The organism is Pantoea sp. GL120224-02, assembly GCF_900215395.1.
Taxonomy (GTDB): domain Bacteria; phylum Pseudomonadota; class Gammaproteobacteria; order Enterobacterales; family Enterobacteriaceae; genus Pantoea; species Pantoea communis.
In genome coordinates this window covers 80,877-98,867 of the sequence record NZ_OBEC01000010.1, presented here as the reverse complement: position 1 = coordinate 98,867, position 17,991 = coordinate 80,877, and the positions used below count along the sequence as shown (strand labels likewise).

Below are 17,991 nucleotides of genomic sequence, written 5' to 3'. Positions count from 1 at the left end.
AGGCACTAGAGTCCTTCAGCTTACTGGGAGGACACAATGATAGCGACGTTTCTGATTCTTTTGCCGGTTTTCGGCTTAATTGTGGCGGGATATGCTTGCCGCATGCTAGGTGTATTAGGGCCAACCTCGGCGACGGAACTGAATAAATTTGTGGTATGGCTTGCGCTGCCTGCGCTGCTGTTTGACATCATGGCACACACGCCGTGGCACACCATTTATCAACCGGGATTCTTCTGGGCGTTTGCCCTCTCCTGCGCCGCCTCATTTGTTATCGTCTTTGCCTGCCAAAAATTCAAAGGCAAATCCACTGCCGATGCCAGCGTCGATGGCGTTGCCGCCGCCTATCCCAACACCGGTTATCTGGGTTTTCCGCTGTTGTTACTGATTTTTGGTAAAAGCAGCCTGATCCCCACCACCACGGCGACTATTGTGGTGGCGTGTATCCTGTTCGCGATTGCCATCGCGATGATCGAGATTGGTTTGCAGAGTGAACGTGAATTTCATCGACTGGCGATTAAAGTACTGCGCGCCATTTTAAAGAACCCGCTGATTATCTCACCGCTGTTGGGGGCAGCTTGCTCCAGCGCGGGTTTGACCATGCCCGGCAGCGTTGAAACCTTCCTGAAACTGCTCGGCGGTGCGGCCAGCCCTTGCGCGCTGGTGTGTTTAGGGGTGTTTCTAGCCAGCCGACAAAAAGCCAAAGCCAGCAAATTGCCCACCGCGGCGAAAATGAGTTTCACCACGGTGGGCCTGGTCGTGGTGGCCAAGCTGGTGATGCAGCCGCTGCTGACCTGGATTTTAGCCGTCTGGCTGTTTCACCTGCCGCAGGATCTCACCAACATGGCGATTCTGCTGGCGGCACTGCCCACCGGCACCGGGCCCTTTATGCTGGCTGAGTATTATCGGCGTGATGCGCAAATCACTTCTGGCGCGATCCTCATCTCCACGGTGCTGTCGATCGTTACACTGGTGGCGATCATGCACTTTATGCAAGTCACGCCCATCGCCTAGCGCGTCATTTCGCCGCTGGGCGTTGATCTCCAGCGGCGTAAATGGTGCACGCCGCTTCTTCCTTCTCACGATACTGCTCGCAATTTGCCAGAGCTTCATGCTTTGCATCCTGCTGGGTGCGAGCCCAGTGGGCGCGGCCCCACACACCTTCGCCGTTGGTCGCGAACGCTTTCTCATAGCCGCGATCTGACAGATAGTGTTTGAAAGCCTGTAGACCTGATGACGTTAATCCTGCCGGTGCAGCAAGCTCGGCCTCAGCAAGGGACACGACTCCATGGCTCGGCAAATGTTGCTGGCTTAGAAACGACGAGACGCTGCGCCACCAGAATCCTTCCGGTGCTGAAATCAGTAAATCATGCCCATCGTTACCGTAAGCCGGCAGAGTGATCAGCTTACCCTTAGCCTCTGCGTGATGGTAAGCCTTGAACATCTCCTCGCCAAGCTGGGGTGAAAACGACTGATCATTGGCAGTGTAAAGCCAGAGTGTTGGGATTCGTGCGGTTTGACCATAAGATTTCAGCGTCGCCAGCAGTGAGGTTTTATCACAAACCTGGCCCTCACCCATGGCTCCGCGTCCACCTGAAAAGCTGATGATAGCCTGTACACCCGGTGGATTCAGGGCACTGGCGGCGAGCACGCTGAATCCGCCAGATGATTGGCCGACCAGCACCGCTTGATGTTTTGCCGCCCAGGGCTGTACCCGTATCGCCGTCAGTGCAGCAAGGATATCGTCTCGTGCCATTTTCCCTGCTAGAGCATGTTGCGGCTGGGCGCAGCTGTTGCCTTGATAATCGTTGTGGCCGGTGGATTGACCATAGCCCTGTCGCATCACCACCACAGCGGCATAACCATGTCGGGCAAAGGTGATGGCGGCAGCTGAGAAACGGTTCGGCGTGAGATGCTGGCGATCGCTCTGCTCGCTGCCATCGGTGCCGTGGGTGATCAGTGCAACAGGAAACACACCGGGTTTGTCTGGTCGTGTGACATAAGCATCCAGCACCGCGCGTTGCCCGTTGGGGAAGGTTATGGTTAATGAGAGCGGCTCACGTATCAATCCCGCGAGTTGCGTAGCGCCGGCTGTCTGTGCTGGCAAGCCAAAGTGACTCCCTCCCATCAAACCAAAGATGAGAACAAAGTCAGTACCCAGTGGCGCATCAGTTAACACTCCATTATTAACGTTCAGTGATATTTGCTGAGGGATACTATCACCCATTTAGCGCTTACAAACTTTTCACCACCGCCATGATCAGTCCATCCCAGCCTTTTTCGCCAACCGTCTGCAGTGCCGTGGCTTCCAATCGATTATCCTGGTTGATCATATCGACGAACTCACGCAGGCCGCTGACATTAGGATCCTCACTATCAGCAACGACTACCGCCCCTCCACGTACCACGTTGTCTGCAATGATCACGGTCCCAACACGAGCAAGTTTCAATGCCCAGTGAAGATAGTGAGGATTATTGACTTTATCGGCATCAATGAAGATCAGGTCAAACGGCGCAGTCAGCATCGGCAAGCTATCCAATGCAGCGCCCACTATCACTTCTGCGCGATCGTGAACACGTGCCAACGCCAGGTTGTGACGGGCCACTTCAGCGTGATGGGGATTGAATTCGAGCGTGATAATTTGGCCGTTTTCCGGTAGAGCCCGAGCCATCCAGATTGTGCTGTATCCCCCTAATGTGCCAATTTCCAGTACGCGCTTTGCACCTGTAATCGTCACCATCAATGCCAGCCATTTGCCCTGTAATGCCGAAACATCGTGCACCGGTAAGCCCTGAGCAGCGTTATGCGCTAATGCAGCTTTCAGCGCCACATCCTCGGCTGCCAATGCGTTTGCAAAGTAATTATCGACTTGTGCCCACTGTTCATTATGTTGCGAGGGGTAGTCGGGTATGCGCATCTTGAGTTCTCCTTGCGTGTCAGATTCTCAAGACATAGCACAACTGTATGACGATATGCGTAATGTATTTATGAAGCCAGCTGTTGCTGCACCGCATCAAGAAACAGTCGCAGCGCGGCGGGTTGGCGTTCGCGCGACATATACAATCCATAAATGCCGAGGGTTTTTGGCGTAAAGTCCGGCAGTACACATTGCAACTGACCGTTTGCTATCCCGGCGCGCGCCTCCATTTCTGGCACCATGGCCAGCCCACATCCGGCGATGGCGGCATCGCACAATACCGATGAGATGCCGGCACTGAAATTTCCGCTCACGGCTGTGCTCAGTGCATCGCCATTGGCATCGTTGAACTGCCAACTCTGCCCGGCAAAGCGGCTATAGTGCAGGCAATTATGCTGGCTCAAATCCTGCGGCGTTTCAGGATTGCCATGCTTGCGCAAATAATCGGGTGATGCGCACACCACCGAAGCACATTCGCCAAGACGGCGGGCAATTGCGCCCGGTTCAGGATTTTCCGTGATCCTCACCGCCACATCGATGCGTTCTCCCACTAAACTCACCGGCTGGTTGTTGATTTCTAACTCAATGCGCAGCAGTGGATAGCGTGCCAGAAATGCCGGGATCATCGGCCCCAGAATATGGGTCGCGGTGGAGTGCGCACAGGCGACGCGTAATGTGCCCTGCGGTTCTCCCGGTTCGCCCTGTCCGGTTATCTCATCGGCCAGCCGTGCCAGCATGCGGGTTTTCTCCAGCACTTTTTCCCCGGCCGGGGTAATGGTCAAGCGACGTGATGAACGGTGTAGTAAACGTGCGCCTGCCCATTTCTCCATTTCATCCAGATAACGGCTGACCATTGGCCGTGAGATATCCAGCGCCCGCGCTGCGGCACTCAGGCTGCCTAGTTCGCAAATGCGATTAAATACTGAAGCGGCTGTGACTCTGTCCATCTGCTCTCCATCTGATCGTTTTATGAAACTGATCATCTCTATTTGCGGGAATTCTAGCAGACAGAAAAATCCTTACAATGATGTGCTTACCAGCCATGTTGGCACTGAAAGGAAAATGAGATGAAGATGAAGTCACTGACGTTGGTGCTCGCACTGGCAGCTGGCCCGGCGTTTGCTGCCCCATTGCAATTGGCAGTTTACAATCCGCAGGAACAAGGTGTGTTTCCGGTATCGTCAACGCTGATTACCGGGCCACACGAAGCGCTGCTGGTCGATGCACAGTTCAGCCCGAAAGACGGCGAGAAACTGGTGGAGATGATCAAAGCCAGCGGCAAAAAACTCACGCAAATCCTGGTTACCTCCGGTGACCCTGACTACTACTTTGGTCTCGAGCCCATCGTCAAAGCCTTCCCTCAGGTGAAAATTGTCGCAGCACCGACGGTGGTTGAGCATATCGAAGCTACCAAAGCCGCCAAGTTAGCGTACTGGGGCCCGAAAATGCCGGGTGGTGCGCCTACCCAACTTTATGTACCGGAGATCACCCATCAGACTTCGTTTAGCGTGGATGGTGAACGTATTGAACTGCGCCATGCGGGGGATAAATCCGCTTATCTGTGGATCCCAGCCAATAAGGCCGTGCTGGGGGGCACCGCCGTGGCAGCGGGCATCCACGTCTGGACCGCAGATACGCAAACGCCAGCCAGCCGTGAGCAGTGGCGCAGCGTGCTCAAAGAAATTCAGCAGCTTAAACCGAAAGTGGTCATTCCAGGACACTACATTGGCTCACGTCCGGCGGGCGATGGCGCGGTGACATTTACCCTTAACTATCTGCAGAGTTTTGAAAAAGCACTCCAGCAGCACAAGGGATCAGCAGAAGTGATTGAGGCGATGAAAAAAGCCTATCCGAATCTGCCGGATGAAAGTTCACTGGAACTGAGTGCGAAAGTGAATACTGGTGAGATGAAGTGGTAAGCAGCCAAGGGTAAAAGCCGCCATTAATGCTGGCGGCAATTTCCTTCTTATACTTCCATGCCTGCGCGGTATTGGCCCCACTTCAACACCGAGTTCACGCCAATCGAAAGGAAAGGCTCAGCTGGCGTGCGGTTTGGACCCGGTGATTGGGTGAGGAAATCGATCAGTTCGTTTTTCTCACCGGCGATCATATCGGCAATCAATTTGCCGGTTGCCGTGCCGCGCGTTATGCCCAATCCGTTACAGCACAGCGCACCATAAACATTCGGTGCCAGTTTGCCAAAGAAGCCTTCGTGGTTTTCTGACAGGCAGATCGCGCCGCTCCAGGTGTATTCAAAATCCACCTGCGGCAGCATCGGGAAACGGCGTTCAAACGATTTGCGATGGTTTTCCAGATACTGCTTAAGGTATTTCTCGCGTGGTCGTCCATCCGGATGGAAACTAAAACTGTTGCGCACCAGAATACGATTATCCACTGTGCGACGAATGGTGCTGCCAAACGGATGCGCCGGAATCACCCCCCACACCGCTTTGCCACCCAATCGTGCCTGCTCTTCTTCAGTCAACTGACGTGACAGGCTGCCGTAAAGGAAAGTCGGTAGCAAACGGCGCTGCAGGAAACCAAAGTGCGACGCAAAACCGTTATTAGCCAGGATCAACGTATCAGCGGTGATGCTCCCTTTGTCATGCACCAACGTCACTTTGTCACCGTAGTCAATCGACGTGATGGGTGTGTACTCGTACAGCGTGACGTTCGCGGGCAGATTATCCGCCAGACCTTTTACCAATGCTGAAGGCTGCAACAAGATGGTGCCGGGAATAAACAGCGCCTGCTTGTAATAAGAAGTGCCAATGTGATCCGGCAGATCTTTACCCGAGATCATTTCGGATTCGCGCCCGATCTTTGCCAATCCGCTACGATAGGCTTCGAGAATCGCCGTGCCCTGCTCACCGACTGATGCCTGATATTTACCGGATTCGGTCATCTGACATTCGATGCCGTGTTCCTGCACAATCTGACGCAGATAGTTTTGCCCTAATGTATTCAGCTTGAGGACTTTATTCGCAATGGTGACGTCGCCAATATAATCCTTCGCGCCGATATCATGTGGTACATCGATGGCAAAACCGGCGTTACGTCCTGCCGATCCATATCCCACTTCCTGCGCCTCAATCAGCACCACTTCATCATTGGGGAAATTCAGCGCTAATTGTCGCGCAGCCGCCAGGCCCGTTAAGCCCGCCCCCACAATCGCGAAGCGTGTTTTTTTCTGACCAATATGCGCCGGGCGTGGCGTACGAGCGGCACTGGTATGAAACCAACCCGGCATCGAATCATCGGCAGGCAGTGAGGTGATCTTTTGCAATTCCGTTACTCCAATACACGTTTTCATTGTTTGTACTGGCGGATTGCCCGTACAACGTAGGGTTTTTTAGCGGTGTAAAGCGTAAGTATTTAATGAATTTCACGGGTATTTATCATGTATACCTGATGTATAAAGTTTTACTGAATCTCATGAAATGTTGTCAATATGATCACGATACGATTGTGTTATGGATCGCAAAAAATCGGGGGTCCAGGCGCGGGGATTAGCAAGAATGTGTTAGAGGGATCCGGCGTGCTCAACTTACGCCACAGCACCGGACCTGAATTAAATTTCGGTGGACTGAAAGGGGAATCTCCAATACACCGTCACAGCGCTGACGCGTGAGAATGGGGCAATTAGCGCTGATGGGATCCTTCAAGCGATCGCAATAGACCCGACAGGTGGCTATCCAGTGCCATCAGCACTTCAGGAGAGAGCCCAGACAGAATTTTTCTTTCGTTATCCACGTGTTTTTCTACCGCACGGTCAATTAACGCCAGCCCGTCCTGACTTAATTGCACCAGCATGCTTCGCGCATCCTCTGCATTTACCTGTCGGGTAATCAGCCCTCTGGATTCAAGGCGTTTTAAGCGATGCGTCATGGTGCCCGAGGTGACCATTAGCGTCGAAAACAACTCGGTAGGACTTAAACTATAAGGTGCTCCGGCACGGCGCAGTGTTGCCAGCATATCAAACTCCCACATGCTCAATTCAAACTCGGCAAAGGCCTCTTCAAGTCGCTGTTCAATCAGCGCCGTGCAACGCTTGAGACGTCCAATCGGCCCCATCGGGCTGCAGTCTAAATCTGGCCGCTCGCGCTGCCACTGCTGAAGGATGAGATCGACGGCATCAGATCGGGTTTCAGTTTGATCATTCATTTATCTTGACTTCAAGGTAATTGGTGGACACACTAATTTTATCTTGAATTGAAGATAAAGGCAAAATGATGCAATCCTCTTTCTCTCTTTCGTACTGGCGTGACGTGATATTGACTGCCCTGGCCCCGGCTATCTGGGGATCAACCTACATCGTCACAACACAATTTCTGCCACCCGATCGCCCTTTTACGGCGGCGCTGATTCGGGTACTTCCGGCAGGGGTATTAATGTTGCTGTTCACTCGTCGCCTGCCCGCCAGCCGTGATATTGGACGGCTCATTATTCTTAGTGCGCTGAATATCGGTGTTTTCCAGGCACTGTTGTTTGTCGCTGCCTATCGGCTGCCTGGCGGGCTTGCTGCCGTATTGGGCGCGATACAACCGCTGCTGGTGATGTTACTGGCATGGGGAGTTGAACATCGGGCGCCAGCGAGAATCACTTTATGGGCCGCGCTGGCCGGGGTTGTCGGGATGGCCTTGCTATTACTCTCTCCGCAAACAGTGTTCGAACCGGTCGGCATTGTGGCAGCGTTGTTGGGCGCGACCTGTATGGCCACAGGCGTATGGCTGACACGCCGCTGGAAAATGGATTTGCCGGTGATGGCCCTCACCGGCTGGCAGCTGATACTGGGTGGAATAATGTTGCTACCCGCAGCGTGGCTGATTGACGCCCCACTGCCCACACTGACGCTGCCGCAGTGGGCCGCTTATGCCTATCTCTCCCTGGCCGGTGCATTTGTGGCATACGGGTTGTGGTTCAGGGGAATTGGCCGCCTGCCCAGCGTTGCGGTGGCATCGCTCGGATTACTCAGCCCGATCACCGCCGTGCTGCTGGGTTGGATAGTGCTATCTCAGGTGATGAGCGGTACGGCTTTTGTCGGACTGGTCATCGTTTTAATCAGCGTGTTGCTTGTGCAGCGCACATCCCTTCGTGGCAATTAAAGTTTCACTCGTCATTTTCCAGACGACGAATCCACTATCCTCTTTCCTTTAATGAACCAGCCGGTTTTGTTAATATTTATCGCCGACAAAGGAGAGAGTGATGCGCACGCTAACCGAACAAAAGAGAACTGACATTATCAACGCCGCTTCAGCCGTGTTCCTGGAACAAGGATATGAGCGAGCTTCAATGGATAGCGTTGCAAAGCAGGCCGGTTGCTCGAAGGCGACACTCTATAATTACTTCGCTTCTAAAGAGAGCCTGTTTGAAGCCGTTGTCAGATGTTTTAGTACAAATTTTCTGATGCGTGCGGCTGATGAACTTAACCACCCGGAGACTCAATCCCTGTTGTTAAGTGAGAAGTTACAGCGTTTTGGTGAAGGTATGCTGGGCGCGCTGACATCAGACTGGAAGGCTCTGCAGTTGTACAGAATGGTGGTCGGTGAAGCGGGCTATTCCGATATCGGCGCGCTTTTTCATGAGTCCGGGGTGCGTGAGAGTATGAACGCCCTGACGGCGGTAATGGAGCATCACATCGCCAGCGGGGAATTGATCGGCGGCAGCCCGGCATTACGCGCCAAACAATTTTCAGCGTTAGTAAAAGCTGAAGTCGATGAATTATTCCTTCAGCGAACGTTGCCGAATTATACCAAAAGTGAGGTGAGGACTATGGTGCAAAACGCCGTTTCGTTGTTCCTCAGAGGTGCTGGTCACAACATCTGAATTCTGGCTGACAGAATGAAAATAAGCGCCACCACCACAATGGTGTCGATAACCAGCAGCATCAATAAGGGTTTGCGGCGCGCGCCCCAAACCCTGACGGCATAAAACCCGCCTCGTTTTATACCTAATTGCCAGAGATGAAGTATCTCGCCTAAATTGCGGATGGCGCGGAAGAGCAATAGCAAAATTGCCGCTAATACGGCCATCATCCTGCATAGTTTCCGTTAACTCTTTCACCCGACACTAACGAACGTCTTGCACTCACCTCTCAGCCCCCGCATCACGATGTCACACCCTGAAACCTCTTCTTGACAGATTTATGCTAACTGATATTAACTAAACCGTACAGTCCATTTATGTCTTCTATCGGAGAGTATCAAGATGAGTCGTTTGTTCAGCCCGTTGTGTCGTAGCCTTGTATTAGCGGCCGCTTTTGCCGCTGTCGGTTGTTCCTCTACCAGCCCGGTGAAATATGCTGGTATCGCGTCAGCATCACGCATGTCGCCGAATACGTCTGACGATAGCGATCGCATTCCCTTTCGTTATGCCGCTCCCGTAGACTGGAGCAAATATCGCAGCATCAGCATTGAACCGGTCGACATTTACAGCGGCAATGATGCGCAATTCAATGACTTGTCTGTGGATGATCGTCGTCAACTCGCTGAATATATGCGTAAGAAGTTTGAAGACGTGCTAGCGGAGAAATTCATCACCAATCCCCCTGCCGGGGCGGCTCCTGCGCTCAAATTGAAACTGACGCTGACCGGCGCCGATACCACGCCGCAAGTGATTGGTACATTCACAAAGTTTGATTTAGCCGGCGGCCCATACAATATCGTTCAGTCGGTACGTGGAGGACGTGGCTTGATGAGTGGCTACGTGAATTTCGCCGTGGAGGTGAAAGATGCGGCATCAAACGAACTCTTACTGGCGTACGTTGCGGAACAATATCCAAATGCGATGAACGTGGGTGCGACTTTTGGTTCACTTAGTGCAGCAGAGACAGGAATTGATAAAGGGGCTGAGCAACTTTTAGAGAAGTTACGCCAGTAAATCAAACGGTAAAGGCTGCCAGCCTCTGTTCGGCATGCTGGCAGCATCAATGATCAGTGCCGATTATTTCTTCTTATTTAACATCGATTTTAAATCAGCAAAGGGATTGTAGGTTGCTGCTTCTACATCGTTCTGTGCATCTTCCCCGGCCACCACTCGGGTGCCGTACATGTCAGCTTCGGTGTACTTAGAGTGCTCATGATCATGACAAAAAAGACACAACAACTCCCAGTTACTGCCATCTTCCGGGTTGTTAGTATGATCGTGATCGATATGATGCACGGTGAGTTCACGCAGATTGGAGTAAACAAATTCACGTGAGCAGCGTCCACAAACCCACGGATAGATTTTTAATGCTTTCTCACGGTAGCCGCTTTCCAGCCGCGCATAGTTTTTCGGGATCAGAGCCATTGCCAATGTTACCTGTTTCGCAGAGATATTCGGGTGTTAGTGCTGCCAATATAGCGCAAAACCGAATTGAAGAAGAGTATGCTGATAGCAATCAAGTCATTTAGAGCATCTACAGTGAGTTATGATGCTCCAGACCTCTAAATGGATTATCCTTTTCGCTCTGTCGAATTGTTTAAGAGTGAATTATTCCAATTTTGTGGCCTGTTTTTAATCCAAAAAAATTTATTTTAAATAATCTTAATTGAAAATAAGGACTCACGTGTTAGCCAATATCCTTGTTGCTCTCGTCGCCGTGATTCATATCTACATTCTGGTGTTGGAGATGTTTCTGTGGGAGACGAAAACCGGCCGGAAAGCCTTCAAACTCAGCGTCGACTTTGCGCGCGAAACCCGTGTACTCGCGGCCAATCAGGGCCTTTATAACGGTTTTCTGGCGGCGGGTTTACTCTGGGGGTTATGGCTGGGGGAAAACGGTGTGCCTGTCACTCTGTTTTTCCTCATCTGTGTGTTGATTGCCGGAATCTTCGGCGCGATGACCGCCAGTCGAAAAATTCTCTATGTGCAGGCCCTTCCCGCTCTGATTGCCTTGCTGGCATTACTCCTGCGCTGATAGGTCGATTCATCGGGATCTCAAACCTCGCCGTGATCAGCCTTCGCATTAGAGGTATAATCCGGCCAGGTTTTAACGGATTTTAGAGACGAAGATGACAAAACTCACCTTACAAGAGCAGATGCTCAAAGCTGGATTAGTTTCCACCAAGAAAATGGCCAAAGTGCAGCGCACTGCCAAGAAGTCTCGTGTGCAGGCACGTGAAGCGCGTGAAGCGGTGGAAGAGAATAAAAAAGCGCAAATTGAGCGTGATAAGCAGCTAAGTGAGCAGCAGAAGCAAGCCACTTTGTCCAAAGAGTACAAAGCACAGGTTAAGCAACTGATCGAAATGAACGCGATCACCATTGCCAAAGGGACGATTGATTTCAACTTCACCGATAGCAACCTAATTAAAAAGATCAGTGTGGATAAGACCACGCAAACACAGTTGATCAATGGCCGTCTGGCGATTGCGCGCCTGGCGGCGGATAGCAGTGGCGAAAGCAAATACGCGATTATTCCCGCCAGCGTGGCTGATAAAATTGCGCAGCGTGATGCAGATAGCATTGTATTGAACAGTGCATTGAGTCAGGAAGAGCAGGATGAAGACGATCCGTACGCGGACTTCAAAGTGCCGGATGATTTGATGTGGTAATACATGCCGCCCGTGTCAAAACGGGCTGGCATGACGCGCAGTGATGATCTCCCCGCTCACGGGATGGACAAAATGCAATTCACTGGCGTGCAGCATCAGCCGGGGTGTTTTTTCCGTACCCGGCTGCAGTAACCCGCCATACAGATCACAGCCAAGAATCGGATGGCCCAATTGCTGGCAATGGATACGCAATTGATGGGTGCGGCCCGTCTCTGGCAATAGCTGCACCCGCGAAACCGGCAATATCACGCCATTATCCCCTTCACGAGTTAAGCGTTCTATTACCTGATAGCGCGAACGCGCAGGTTTCCCCGTCTCGGCACAAATCGACATCAACGGAAACAGCGCCGGGTCTTTTGCTATCGAGGCGTCAATCAACCCTTCATTATGGTTGAGATGTCCGCACAATAGCGCCGTGTAAATTTTAGTCACGCTGCGCTGGCTAAACTGCTGGCACAACAAGGCGTTGATCGCTTTGTTGCGCGCCACCACCATTAATCCGGATGTCCCGAAATCGAGGCGATGCACTAAGGTGCAGCCGGGGAATAACTTCACCAACCGGTGATGCACGGAATCCAGATTTTGCGGATTTTTACCTGAAAGGCTGAGCAGCCCCGTGGGTTTATCGATCAATACCAGATGCTCATCCTGATAGAGAATCGAGATCTCTTCAGAACACGGCGGAGCTATAAAAGTATCGATAATGGTGGACATCGGACTGCCAGGCTGGGAAGTGGGTGCGGATGATAACCAATTTTCAGCGAGCTGACGAATTTTGCTCTCTTCTCACAGGCTCACGCTCGCACAGCAGAAATTTATCGTCCAGACTTACAGCAAAGGCGTAGTCTACGCAGGCAATGTGCTTTACACTGCGCGCTGCAAAAAACTGATTAGATTAACGATTAAGTAGGCGGTAATGGCGATGAACGGAACGATCACAACCTGGTTTGAAGACAAAGGTTTTGGATTTATCAAAGATGAAAACGGAGACAACCGTTATTTCCATGTGATTAAGGTCGCCAACCCTGATCTGATTAAAAAAGACGCGGCAGTGACGTTCGAACCGACCACCAATAACAAAGGTTTATCGGCCTTTTCGGTGAAAGTGATACCGGACAGCAAATACATCTTTATCGCCGGTGAGCGTCTGAAGCTCACATCGATTAAATCCTTCGTGGTTTACAGTGAAGAAGAGCCGGTTGATACCCGCATTGATAAAGAAAACACCGTTCTGTCGGTGGGCCTTCTGATGAACAACATCAAACCCAAGACAGACGTTAAGCCTGATGAAATGCGCTCAGTAAAAAAACTGGCGGTGACCACTTTCCAGGGGACGACGCTGATCTTTACTGAAGATGAGATCGACATTGATGCCGCAGTGAAAATGCTCAAAGTTTAAAGGGGAGCTGATAATGAATAACAATATTCCACTGAAGTATTATGACATTGCTGAAGAATACGCGTCGGAATCTGAACACGATGTGAGCGAAGCAGAACTCGATGCACTGGCGCACTACTTCCAGCTGTTACTGACTCGTCTTAGCAATAACGAAGAGATTAGCGAAGAGTCGCAGCAAGAGATGGCCCGTGAAGCGGGTATTCAAGCGGTGCGAATCGATGAGATTGCTAACTTTTTGAATGAGTGGGGCAACGAGTAAGCTTCACCCCTCCCGTCTGAAGGCGGCTTGCAGCCGCCTTATCATGTCAAAATCGACAACCCTGAAACTACAACTTATTCCCTTCCTGTGACTGCACCAGATCGTCCGCTTTCAACCCCTGCGGCGCGATAAAGATCTCCATATTTTCGCGTGACAGTTCCCAATGTTCGAACACCAGATCCACCACCTTCTGCTCATCTCGCGCTTCGATCGCGCTGATAAAGGCATCATGATGCTCGGCGGCTAGCTGCAGGCGGCGTTCCATGTCTTCATTTTGCGGGCGGAAAAAGGTGTGGCCGATGCGGCAATGGTCGATCAGTAAACGGCCCAGGCTGGGCTGTAAATAGGGATTGGCTGCCATCTCGCCCATGATCTCATGGAAACGATTGTTCTCCAGTGCCAGCGCTTCGGCATCACGCGTCTGCACCGCTTTACGGAAGCGCTTTTGCGTCTCTTTCAGCGATTTAAGCTGGGAAGGTTTAAAATTCTGTACCGCCAGGCGACCGGTAGCGGCGTAGATCATCGGTGCGACGAGGAAGAAATTGCGCAGTGTGGAATGGCTCATCGGGATGACGCGCACGCCGCGTTTTTCGACGATTTCTAAGTAACCCTCTCCTGCCAGTCGCTGGAAAACTTCACGCACAGGCGTGCGAGATAAACCGTATTGTCCCGTCAGGCTGGCTTCATCCAGCAACTCGTCTGGGTCCAGTTCCATGGTCAAAATAAGGCGTTTTAAATCTTCGTATAACGCTGCTTTTCCCGATCTCAAAGTGACCTCCTGTGATGACATTCCGCATGCGATTCCTGCTTAACCTACAGAAAAAGTGTGTATACAGCAAAAATAATTATGGGATATTTTTTGCATTCTGCGGTGGATCACAGAAAAGGGAATGATGATATTACAAGGAGTTACAGAAGAAAAAAACGAGTCATCATCTGCAGAGAATTATCCTATTTCCAGGGCATACCCGCCATCCGTGGCGGGCATTAAGCTTACTCAGCAGGCACATCAATCCAGATGGTTTTCAGCTCGGTGTACTGATCAAGTGCGTATACAGATTTATCACGTCCACCAAAACCAGACTGTTTATAACCACCAAATGGCGTGGTTGCATCACCTTCACCGAAACAGTTGACCGTCACCGTTCCCGCACGGACTGCACGCGATACGCGAATTGCACGGCTTAGTTTGCCAGTGTAAACCGATGCCGCCAGACCGTAATCAGTGTCATTTGCCAGTGCGATGGCTTCGGCTTCCGTTTTAAAGGTGGTGATACACAGCACTGGCCCAAAGATCTCCTCGCGGAACAGTGCGCTTTTCGGCGTCACGCCATCCACAATGGTCGGCTGCACGTAAATACCGCGATCGGTGAATCCGCCCTGAATGATGCGTAATCCTTCTTTGCGCGCGGTTTTCAGATAGTCACTGACTTTGCAGAAATGATCGGTGGTGATCATGGTACCCAGACGATTCTCTGGATCCAGCGGATTGCCCATACGCCATTCACCGATCTGCTCCGCGATCTGAGCGAGCAGTTTATCCTTCACACCTTCCTGCACCAGCAGTCGGGAAGTTGCAGAACAGTTTTCACCCATATTCCAGAATGCGCCGTTTAACACATTGGCGGCAACGCTGGCCAGATCTTCGGCATCATCGAACACCAGCGCCGGGTTTTTCCCGCCGCATTCCAGCACAATCTTCTTCAGATTCGATTCCGCGGAATAGTGCAGGAAACGGCGTCCGGTCGCCGTTGAACCGGTGAAGCTCACCATATCAATATCAGGATGCAGGCCGATGGGTTCCCCCACCTCTTTCCCGGTACCGGTGACGATGTTGAGCACGCCGGCTGGAATACCCGCTTCATGCGCCAGTTCAGCCACGCGCAATGCCGTTAGCGAAGTTTGCTCCGCCGGCTTCACAATCACCGAGCAGCCAGCAGCCAGCGCTGGGCCGATTTTCCACGCCAGCATCAGCAGCGGGAAATTCCATGGCAGCACGCAGCCCACCACACCAATCGGCTCACGAACGATCATCGCCATCGCCCCGTTGCCGGTCGGCGCGGTCTGGTCGTACAGCTTGTCGATGGCTTCCGCATACCAGCGAATCACGTGAATCGTCTCTGGCACGTCCACTGCCAGGCATTCGCTAACCGGTTTGCCGCTGTCGAGACTTTCCATTACCGCCAGTTGCGTGACTTCGTTTTCCAGCAAGTCAGCCAGCTTGAGTAATACGGCTTTGCGCTCGCCGGGATGAAGCTGGCTCCAGCTGCCTGACTCAAACGCGCTACGTGCGCCCTGTACCGCCAGGTCCACATCCGCGCTTTCACAAGCAGCGATGTGCGTCAGAATCTCACCCGTAGCAGGATTGGTGGTTTCCAGTGTTTTGCCGGAGACCGGCGCAGTAAAACGTCCGTTAATGAACGCCTGATCCGGGAACCGCAGTTCTCGCGCCACGTTCACCACATCGCTCAGCGTTTGTACCTGTTTCATGCGCACTCCTTAAAGCACTGCAACGGCTGCCACATTGCGTTTCACACCGTCGATCACGGCCTGCAACTGCGCTTTCTCTTCTTCTTCCAGTGCCTGCAGCGGTGCGCGCACCGGGCCTGCTTTCAGGCCTGCCAGTTCAGAACCGTATTTAATCGACTGCACAAATTTGCCGCCATCAAGGAAGTTCATCAGTGGCATCATCGCAGCCATGATCTTGCGTCCTTTATCGAAATCTTTTTCCACGACGCAGGCGTTGTACAACGCGACGTGCTCACGTGGAATGAAGTTAGAGCCCGCACACACCCAGCTACGCGCGCCCCAGGCGAAGAATTCCAGCGCCTGATCATCCCAACCACAAGAAAGCGCGATGTTCGGGAATTGACAGGCCAGCAGATGCAGATTGTTGAAGTCGCCTGAACTCTCTTTAATCGCCACCACATTTTTCGAACGGCTTACTTCGCGGAAGTAAGTTTCTCCCATGGAGATGCCCATACGGCCCGGATAGTTGTACAGCATGATCGGCAACTGAGCGGCTTTGTCGACGGTCAGCGCATGGTGGGCGTTTTCCAGTTCAGTTGGCAGCGCATACGGCGGTGACGTCACCAGAATGGCATCGGCTTTATGCTCACGAGCGTGGGTTGCAAAAGCCACCGCGTCTTCAGTGCGAATCGCGCCGGTACCCACAATCAGTGGCAGACGGTTGCCAATCACTTTACGTGCATGTTCAACCAGAGACAGACGCTCTTCTGCGCTTTGTGCATAATACTCACCGGTTGATCCACCGATGATAATGCCGTGCACGCGCGCTTCGATCAGCGATTCGAGGACGTTGGCGAACGCCGCGAAATCAATGCTGCCATCTGCTGCGTAAGGGGTAATTGCCGGGGTGTAGATACCTTCAAATGTCATCACGAAATCTCCAGGTGAATTCAGGACCAAATGCAACGCCGTATGGTTGCGTTTGTTAACAATTTGCATATCGCATGAAGAGAGGTCAATTGGGATAAGTTTTTTGTATACGTGAAAAATACAAAGGAAATACTATCAGATGGAACATTCCTACCAGGAATTAACTTATATTCACTATTAATCAACAATTTAAATTATTTTTAGTGACGTAATAATTTTCTAAATGAATTCAGATAACGATCACATTCCACAACTATCGTCCCCTTTGACGTATTTACACTGTGCGTCAGGCGGCATAGTTTTATGCTGGTTTTAACCTGAATTTAACAGGTAAGCTTGCACCGGCATTTCAGGTGAACATTGTGTAGAAGAGGTAGCGGGTGATGCCCCAAAAGAAAGCGACGCTCATAGGTTTGATTGCCATCCTGTTATGGAGCGCGATTGTTGGATTGATCAAAAGTGTTAGCGAAGGCTTCGGTCCGATCGCTGGGGCGGCGTTGATCTACAGCTGTAGTGCCATATTGCTGCTGTTCAGCGTCGGATTTCCCAACCTGAAAAAATTCTCCCGCCGTTATGTGATTATCGGCAGCGTGCTGTTTGTCTGCTACGAACTTTGCCTTTCGCTCTCACTCGGATTTACCCATAGCGGACGGCAAGCGATTGAAGTGGGCATGGTGAATTATCTATGGCCAAGTATGACGATTGTGCTGGCGGTGATTGTTAACCGGCAAAAAGTCAGCCCGCTGATTATTCCGGGCGTGATTTTAGCCGTGGCAGGAATATGCCGCGTACTGGGTGGTGATCAAGGGTTTTCGCTCAGTGAGATGACGAACAATATAATGGAAAACCCGCTGAGCTATGGTCTGGCATTTTCCGGCGCCATCATTTGGGCCATTTATTGCGTGGTCACCAAAAGAATTGCCAACGGTAATAACGGTATTACGCTGTTCTTTGTTTTAACAGCATTAACATTATGGGTTAAATACCTCATTTCGCCGCAACCCGAATTTGCACCCTCTTTTAATACGTGGATTTCACTGGCGCTGGCGGCGATGGCGATGGGATTCGGTTACGCGGCGTGGAACGTCGGCATTTTGCATGGCAATGTAACGGTATTAGCCGCCGCGTCTTACTTTATCCCGATCATTTCGTCGATTTTAGCGGCCTTTATTCTCAGTTCGCACCTTACCCTGTCGTTTTGGCAAGGCACGGCGATGGTCAGTCTTGGGTCGTTAGTCTGCTGGTGGTCAACACGTACCGTGGTTACCAAAAGTGTCAGCAGTAAGATTTCTGAATAACACTTCGGGAGGCGTTGTCGCCTCCCGCAAAAAAGCCACATCAAAATGATAAAGCTCTCAGTTGTATTTATCCGACTATCCTGCACCGGAGGAAATGATATATGAAACAATCCCGCTAGCGTTATCGATGCACTTCTTTTTTAATTTCTGTTCTGAATAACATTTTAATCACCGCTACAGGTTTATA

21 protein-coding genes are annotated in these 17,991 nt (G+C 51.6%); 10 read left to right on the top strand and 11 right to left on the bottom strand.

Annotation, left to right across the window (positions count from 1 at the left end):
• Positions 1 to 36: 36 nt before the first annotated feature.
• Positions 37 to 1,011, top strand: coding sequence for an AEC family transporter (locus tag CRO33_RS18200; RefSeq protein WP_097119108.1), 975 nt, complete (start codon positions 37 to 39; stop codon positions 1,009 to 1,011).
• Positions 1,012 to 1,015: 4 nt separating this feature from the next.
• Here the strand turns inward: CRO33_RS18200 and CRO33_RS18195 are convergent, their stop codons facing one another.
• The 3 genes from CRO33_RS18195 to CRO33_RS18185 all read right to left on the bottom strand — a co-directional run bounded on the left by CRO33_RS18195 (position 1,016) and on the right by CRO33_RS18185 (position 3,862).
• Entirely contained in the window at positions 1,016 to 2,104 is a 1,089-nt protein-coding gene (locus tag CRO33_RS18195) for a dienelactone hydrolase family protein (RefSeq protein ID WP_255253294.1), read from the bottom strand.
• A 127-nt stretch (positions 2,105 to 2,231) separates the two neighbouring features.
• Positions 2,232 to 2,915, bottom strand: coding sequence for an O-methyltransferase (locus tag CRO33_RS18190; RefSeq protein ID WP_097119107.1), 684 nt, complete (start codon positions 2,913 to 2,915; stop codon positions 2,232 to 2,234).
• Between the two features lie 68 nt (positions 2,916 to 2,983).
• Positions 2,984 to 3,862 carry a LysR family transcriptional regulator gene (locus CRO33_RS18185; RefSeq protein WP_097119106.1) on the bottom strand — a complete coding sequence of 293 codons (879 nt, stop codon included), beginning with the start codon at positions 3,860 to 3,862 and terminating at the stop codon, positions 2,984 to 2,986.
• A 120-nt stretch (positions 3,863 to 3,982) separates the two neighbouring features.
• On the opposite strand from CRO33_RS18185, the gene CRO33_RS18180 reads away from it, so the two are divergent.
• Complete coding sequence (locus CRO33_RS18180) at positions 3,983 to 4,834, top strand: Vmh family MBL fold metallo-hydrolase (RefSeq protein WP_097119105.1); 852 nt, start codon at positions 3,983 to 3,985, stop codon at positions 4,832 to 4,834.
• 47 nt (positions 4,835 to 4,881) lie between these two features.
• On the opposite strand, the gene CRO33_RS18175 is transcribed toward CRO33_RS18180, so the two are convergent.
• Together CRO33_RS18175 and CRO33_RS18170 are read right to left on the bottom strand one after the other, a co-directional pair.
• Complete coding sequence (locus tag CRO33_RS18175; RefSeq protein ID WP_097119104.1) at positions 4,882 to 6,201, bottom strand: NAD(P)/FAD-dependent oxidoreductase; 1,320 nt, start codon at positions 6,199 to 6,201, stop codon at positions 4,882 to 4,884.
• A gap of 356 nt (positions 6,202 to 6,557) precedes the next feature.
• On the bottom strand, positions 6,558 to 7,079 hold the full coding sequence (locus CRO33_RS18170) for a MarR family winged helix-turn-helix transcriptional regulator (RefSeq protein WP_097119103.1): 522 nt from the start codon (positions 7,077 to 7,079) through the stop codon (positions 6,558 to 6,560).
• A gap of 68 nt (positions 7,080 to 7,147) precedes the next feature.
• Between CRO33_RS18170 and CRO33_RS18165 the strand changes: the two genes are divergently transcribed.
• Complete coding sequence (locus tag CRO33_RS18165; protein ID WP_097119102.1) at positions 7,148 to 8,020, top strand: EamA family transporter; 873 nt, start codon at positions 7,148 to 7,150, stop codon at positions 8,018 to 8,020.
• 100 nt (positions 8,021 to 8,120) lie between these two features.
• A complete protein-coding gene (locus CRO33_RS18160) occupies positions 8,121 to 8,741 on the top strand; it encodes a TetR/AcrR family transcriptional regulator (protein WP_097119101.1) in 621 nt (206 codons plus the stop codon).
• On the opposite strand, the gene CRO33_RS18155 is transcribed toward CRO33_RS18160, so the two are convergent.
• A complete protein-coding gene (locus CRO33_RS18155) occupies positions 8,729 to 8,950 on the bottom strand; it encodes a hypothetical protein (RefSeq protein ID WP_097119100.1) in 222 nt (73 codons plus the stop codon). The genes CRO33_RS18160 and CRO33_RS18155 overlap by 13 nt on opposite strands.
• Before the next feature lie 172 nt (positions 8,951 to 9,122).
• Between CRO33_RS18155 and CRO33_RS18150 the strand changes: the two genes are divergently transcribed.
• The gene (locus CRO33_RS18150) at positions 9,123 to 9,794 is read left to right on the top strand and encodes a DUF3313 domain-containing protein (RefSeq protein ID WP_097119099.1); all 672 of its coding nucleotides are present in this window, start codon (positions 9,123 to 9,125) and stop codon (positions 9,792 to 9,794) included.
• A 63-nt stretch (positions 9,795 to 9,857) separates the two neighbouring features.
• Here CRO33_RS18150 and yajD read toward each other — a convergent pair whose 3' ends face one another.
• Positions 9,858 to 10,205, bottom strand: coding sequence for an HNH nuclease YajD (gene yajD, locus CRO33_RS18145; RefSeq protein WP_034824111.1), 348 nt, complete (start codon positions 10,203 to 10,205; stop codon positions 9,858 to 9,860).
• A 259-nt stretch (positions 10,206 to 10,464) separates the two neighbouring features.
• Between yajD and CRO33_RS18140 the strand changes: the two genes are divergently transcribed.
• Positions 10,465 to 10,815, top strand: coding sequence for a DUF1304 domain-containing protein (locus CRO33_RS18140; protein WP_045815627.1), 351 nt, complete (start codon positions 10,465 to 10,467; stop codon positions 10,813 to 10,815).
• A gap of 94 nt (positions 10,816 to 10,909) precedes the next feature.
• Positions 10,910 to 11,449, top strand: a complete 540-nt coding sequence (locus tag CRO33_RS18135) for a DUF2058 domain-containing protein (RefSeq protein WP_097119098.1) — start codon at positions 10,910 to 10,912, stop codon at positions 11,447 to 11,449.
• A 15-nt stretch (positions 11,450 to 11,464) separates the two neighbouring features.
• Here CRO33_RS18135 and CRO33_RS18130 read toward each other — a convergent pair whose 3' ends face one another.
• Entirely contained in the window at positions 11,465 to 12,163 is a 699-nt protein-coding gene (locus CRO33_RS18130; protein WP_097119097.1) for an RluA family pseudouridine synthase, read from the bottom strand.
• Positions 12,164 to 12,365: 202 nt separating this feature from the next.
• Between CRO33_RS18130 and CRO33_RS18125 the strand changes: the two genes are divergently transcribed.
• Positions 12,366 to 12,848: a cold-shock protein gene (locus tag CRO33_RS18125; RefSeq protein WP_064511353.1), complete on the top strand. Its 483-nt coding sequence runs from the start codon at positions 12,366 to 12,368 to the stop codon at positions 12,846 to 12,848.
• Positions 12,849 to 12,861: 13 nt separating this feature from the next.
• Positions 12,862 to 13,107 (top strand): DUF2543 family protein, encoded by a 246-nt coding sequence (locus CRO33_RS18120; protein ID WP_058960931.1) that lies wholly within the window; start codon positions 12,862 to 12,864, stop codon positions 13,105 to 13,107.
• 67 nt (positions 13,108 to 13,174) lie between these two features.
• On the opposite strand, the gene CRO33_RS18115 is transcribed toward CRO33_RS18120, so the two are convergent.
• The 3 genes from CRO33_RS18115 to CRO33_RS18105 form a co-directional block, all read right to left on the bottom strand.
• On the bottom strand, positions 13,175 to 13,876 hold the full coding sequence (locus tag CRO33_RS18115) for a GntR family transcriptional regulator (RefSeq protein WP_097119191.1): 702 nt from the start codon (positions 13,874 to 13,876) through the stop codon (positions 13,175 to 13,177).
• A 224-nt stretch (positions 13,877 to 14,100) separates the two neighbouring features.
• Entirely contained in the window at positions 14,101 to 15,597 is a 1,497-nt protein-coding gene (locus tag CRO33_RS18110) for an aldehyde dehydrogenase (protein WP_097119096.1), read from the bottom strand.
• A 9-nt stretch (positions 15,598 to 15,606) separates the two neighbouring features.
• Complete coding sequence (locus CRO33_RS18105; RefSeq protein WP_097119095.1) at positions 15,607 to 16,506, bottom strand: dihydrodipicolinate synthase family protein; 900 nt, start codon at positions 16,504 to 16,506, stop codon at positions 15,607 to 15,609.
• A 383-nt stretch (positions 16,507 to 16,889) separates the two neighbouring features.
• On the opposite strand from CRO33_RS18105, the gene yddG reads away from it, so the two are divergent.
• Positions 16,890 to 17,804: an aromatic amino acid DMT transporter YddG gene (gene yddG, locus CRO33_RS18100; RefSeq protein WP_097119094.1), complete on the top strand. Its 915-nt coding sequence runs from the start codon at positions 16,890 to 16,892 to the stop codon at positions 17,802 to 17,804.
• Positions 17,805 to 17,991 lie beyond the last annotated feature (187 nt).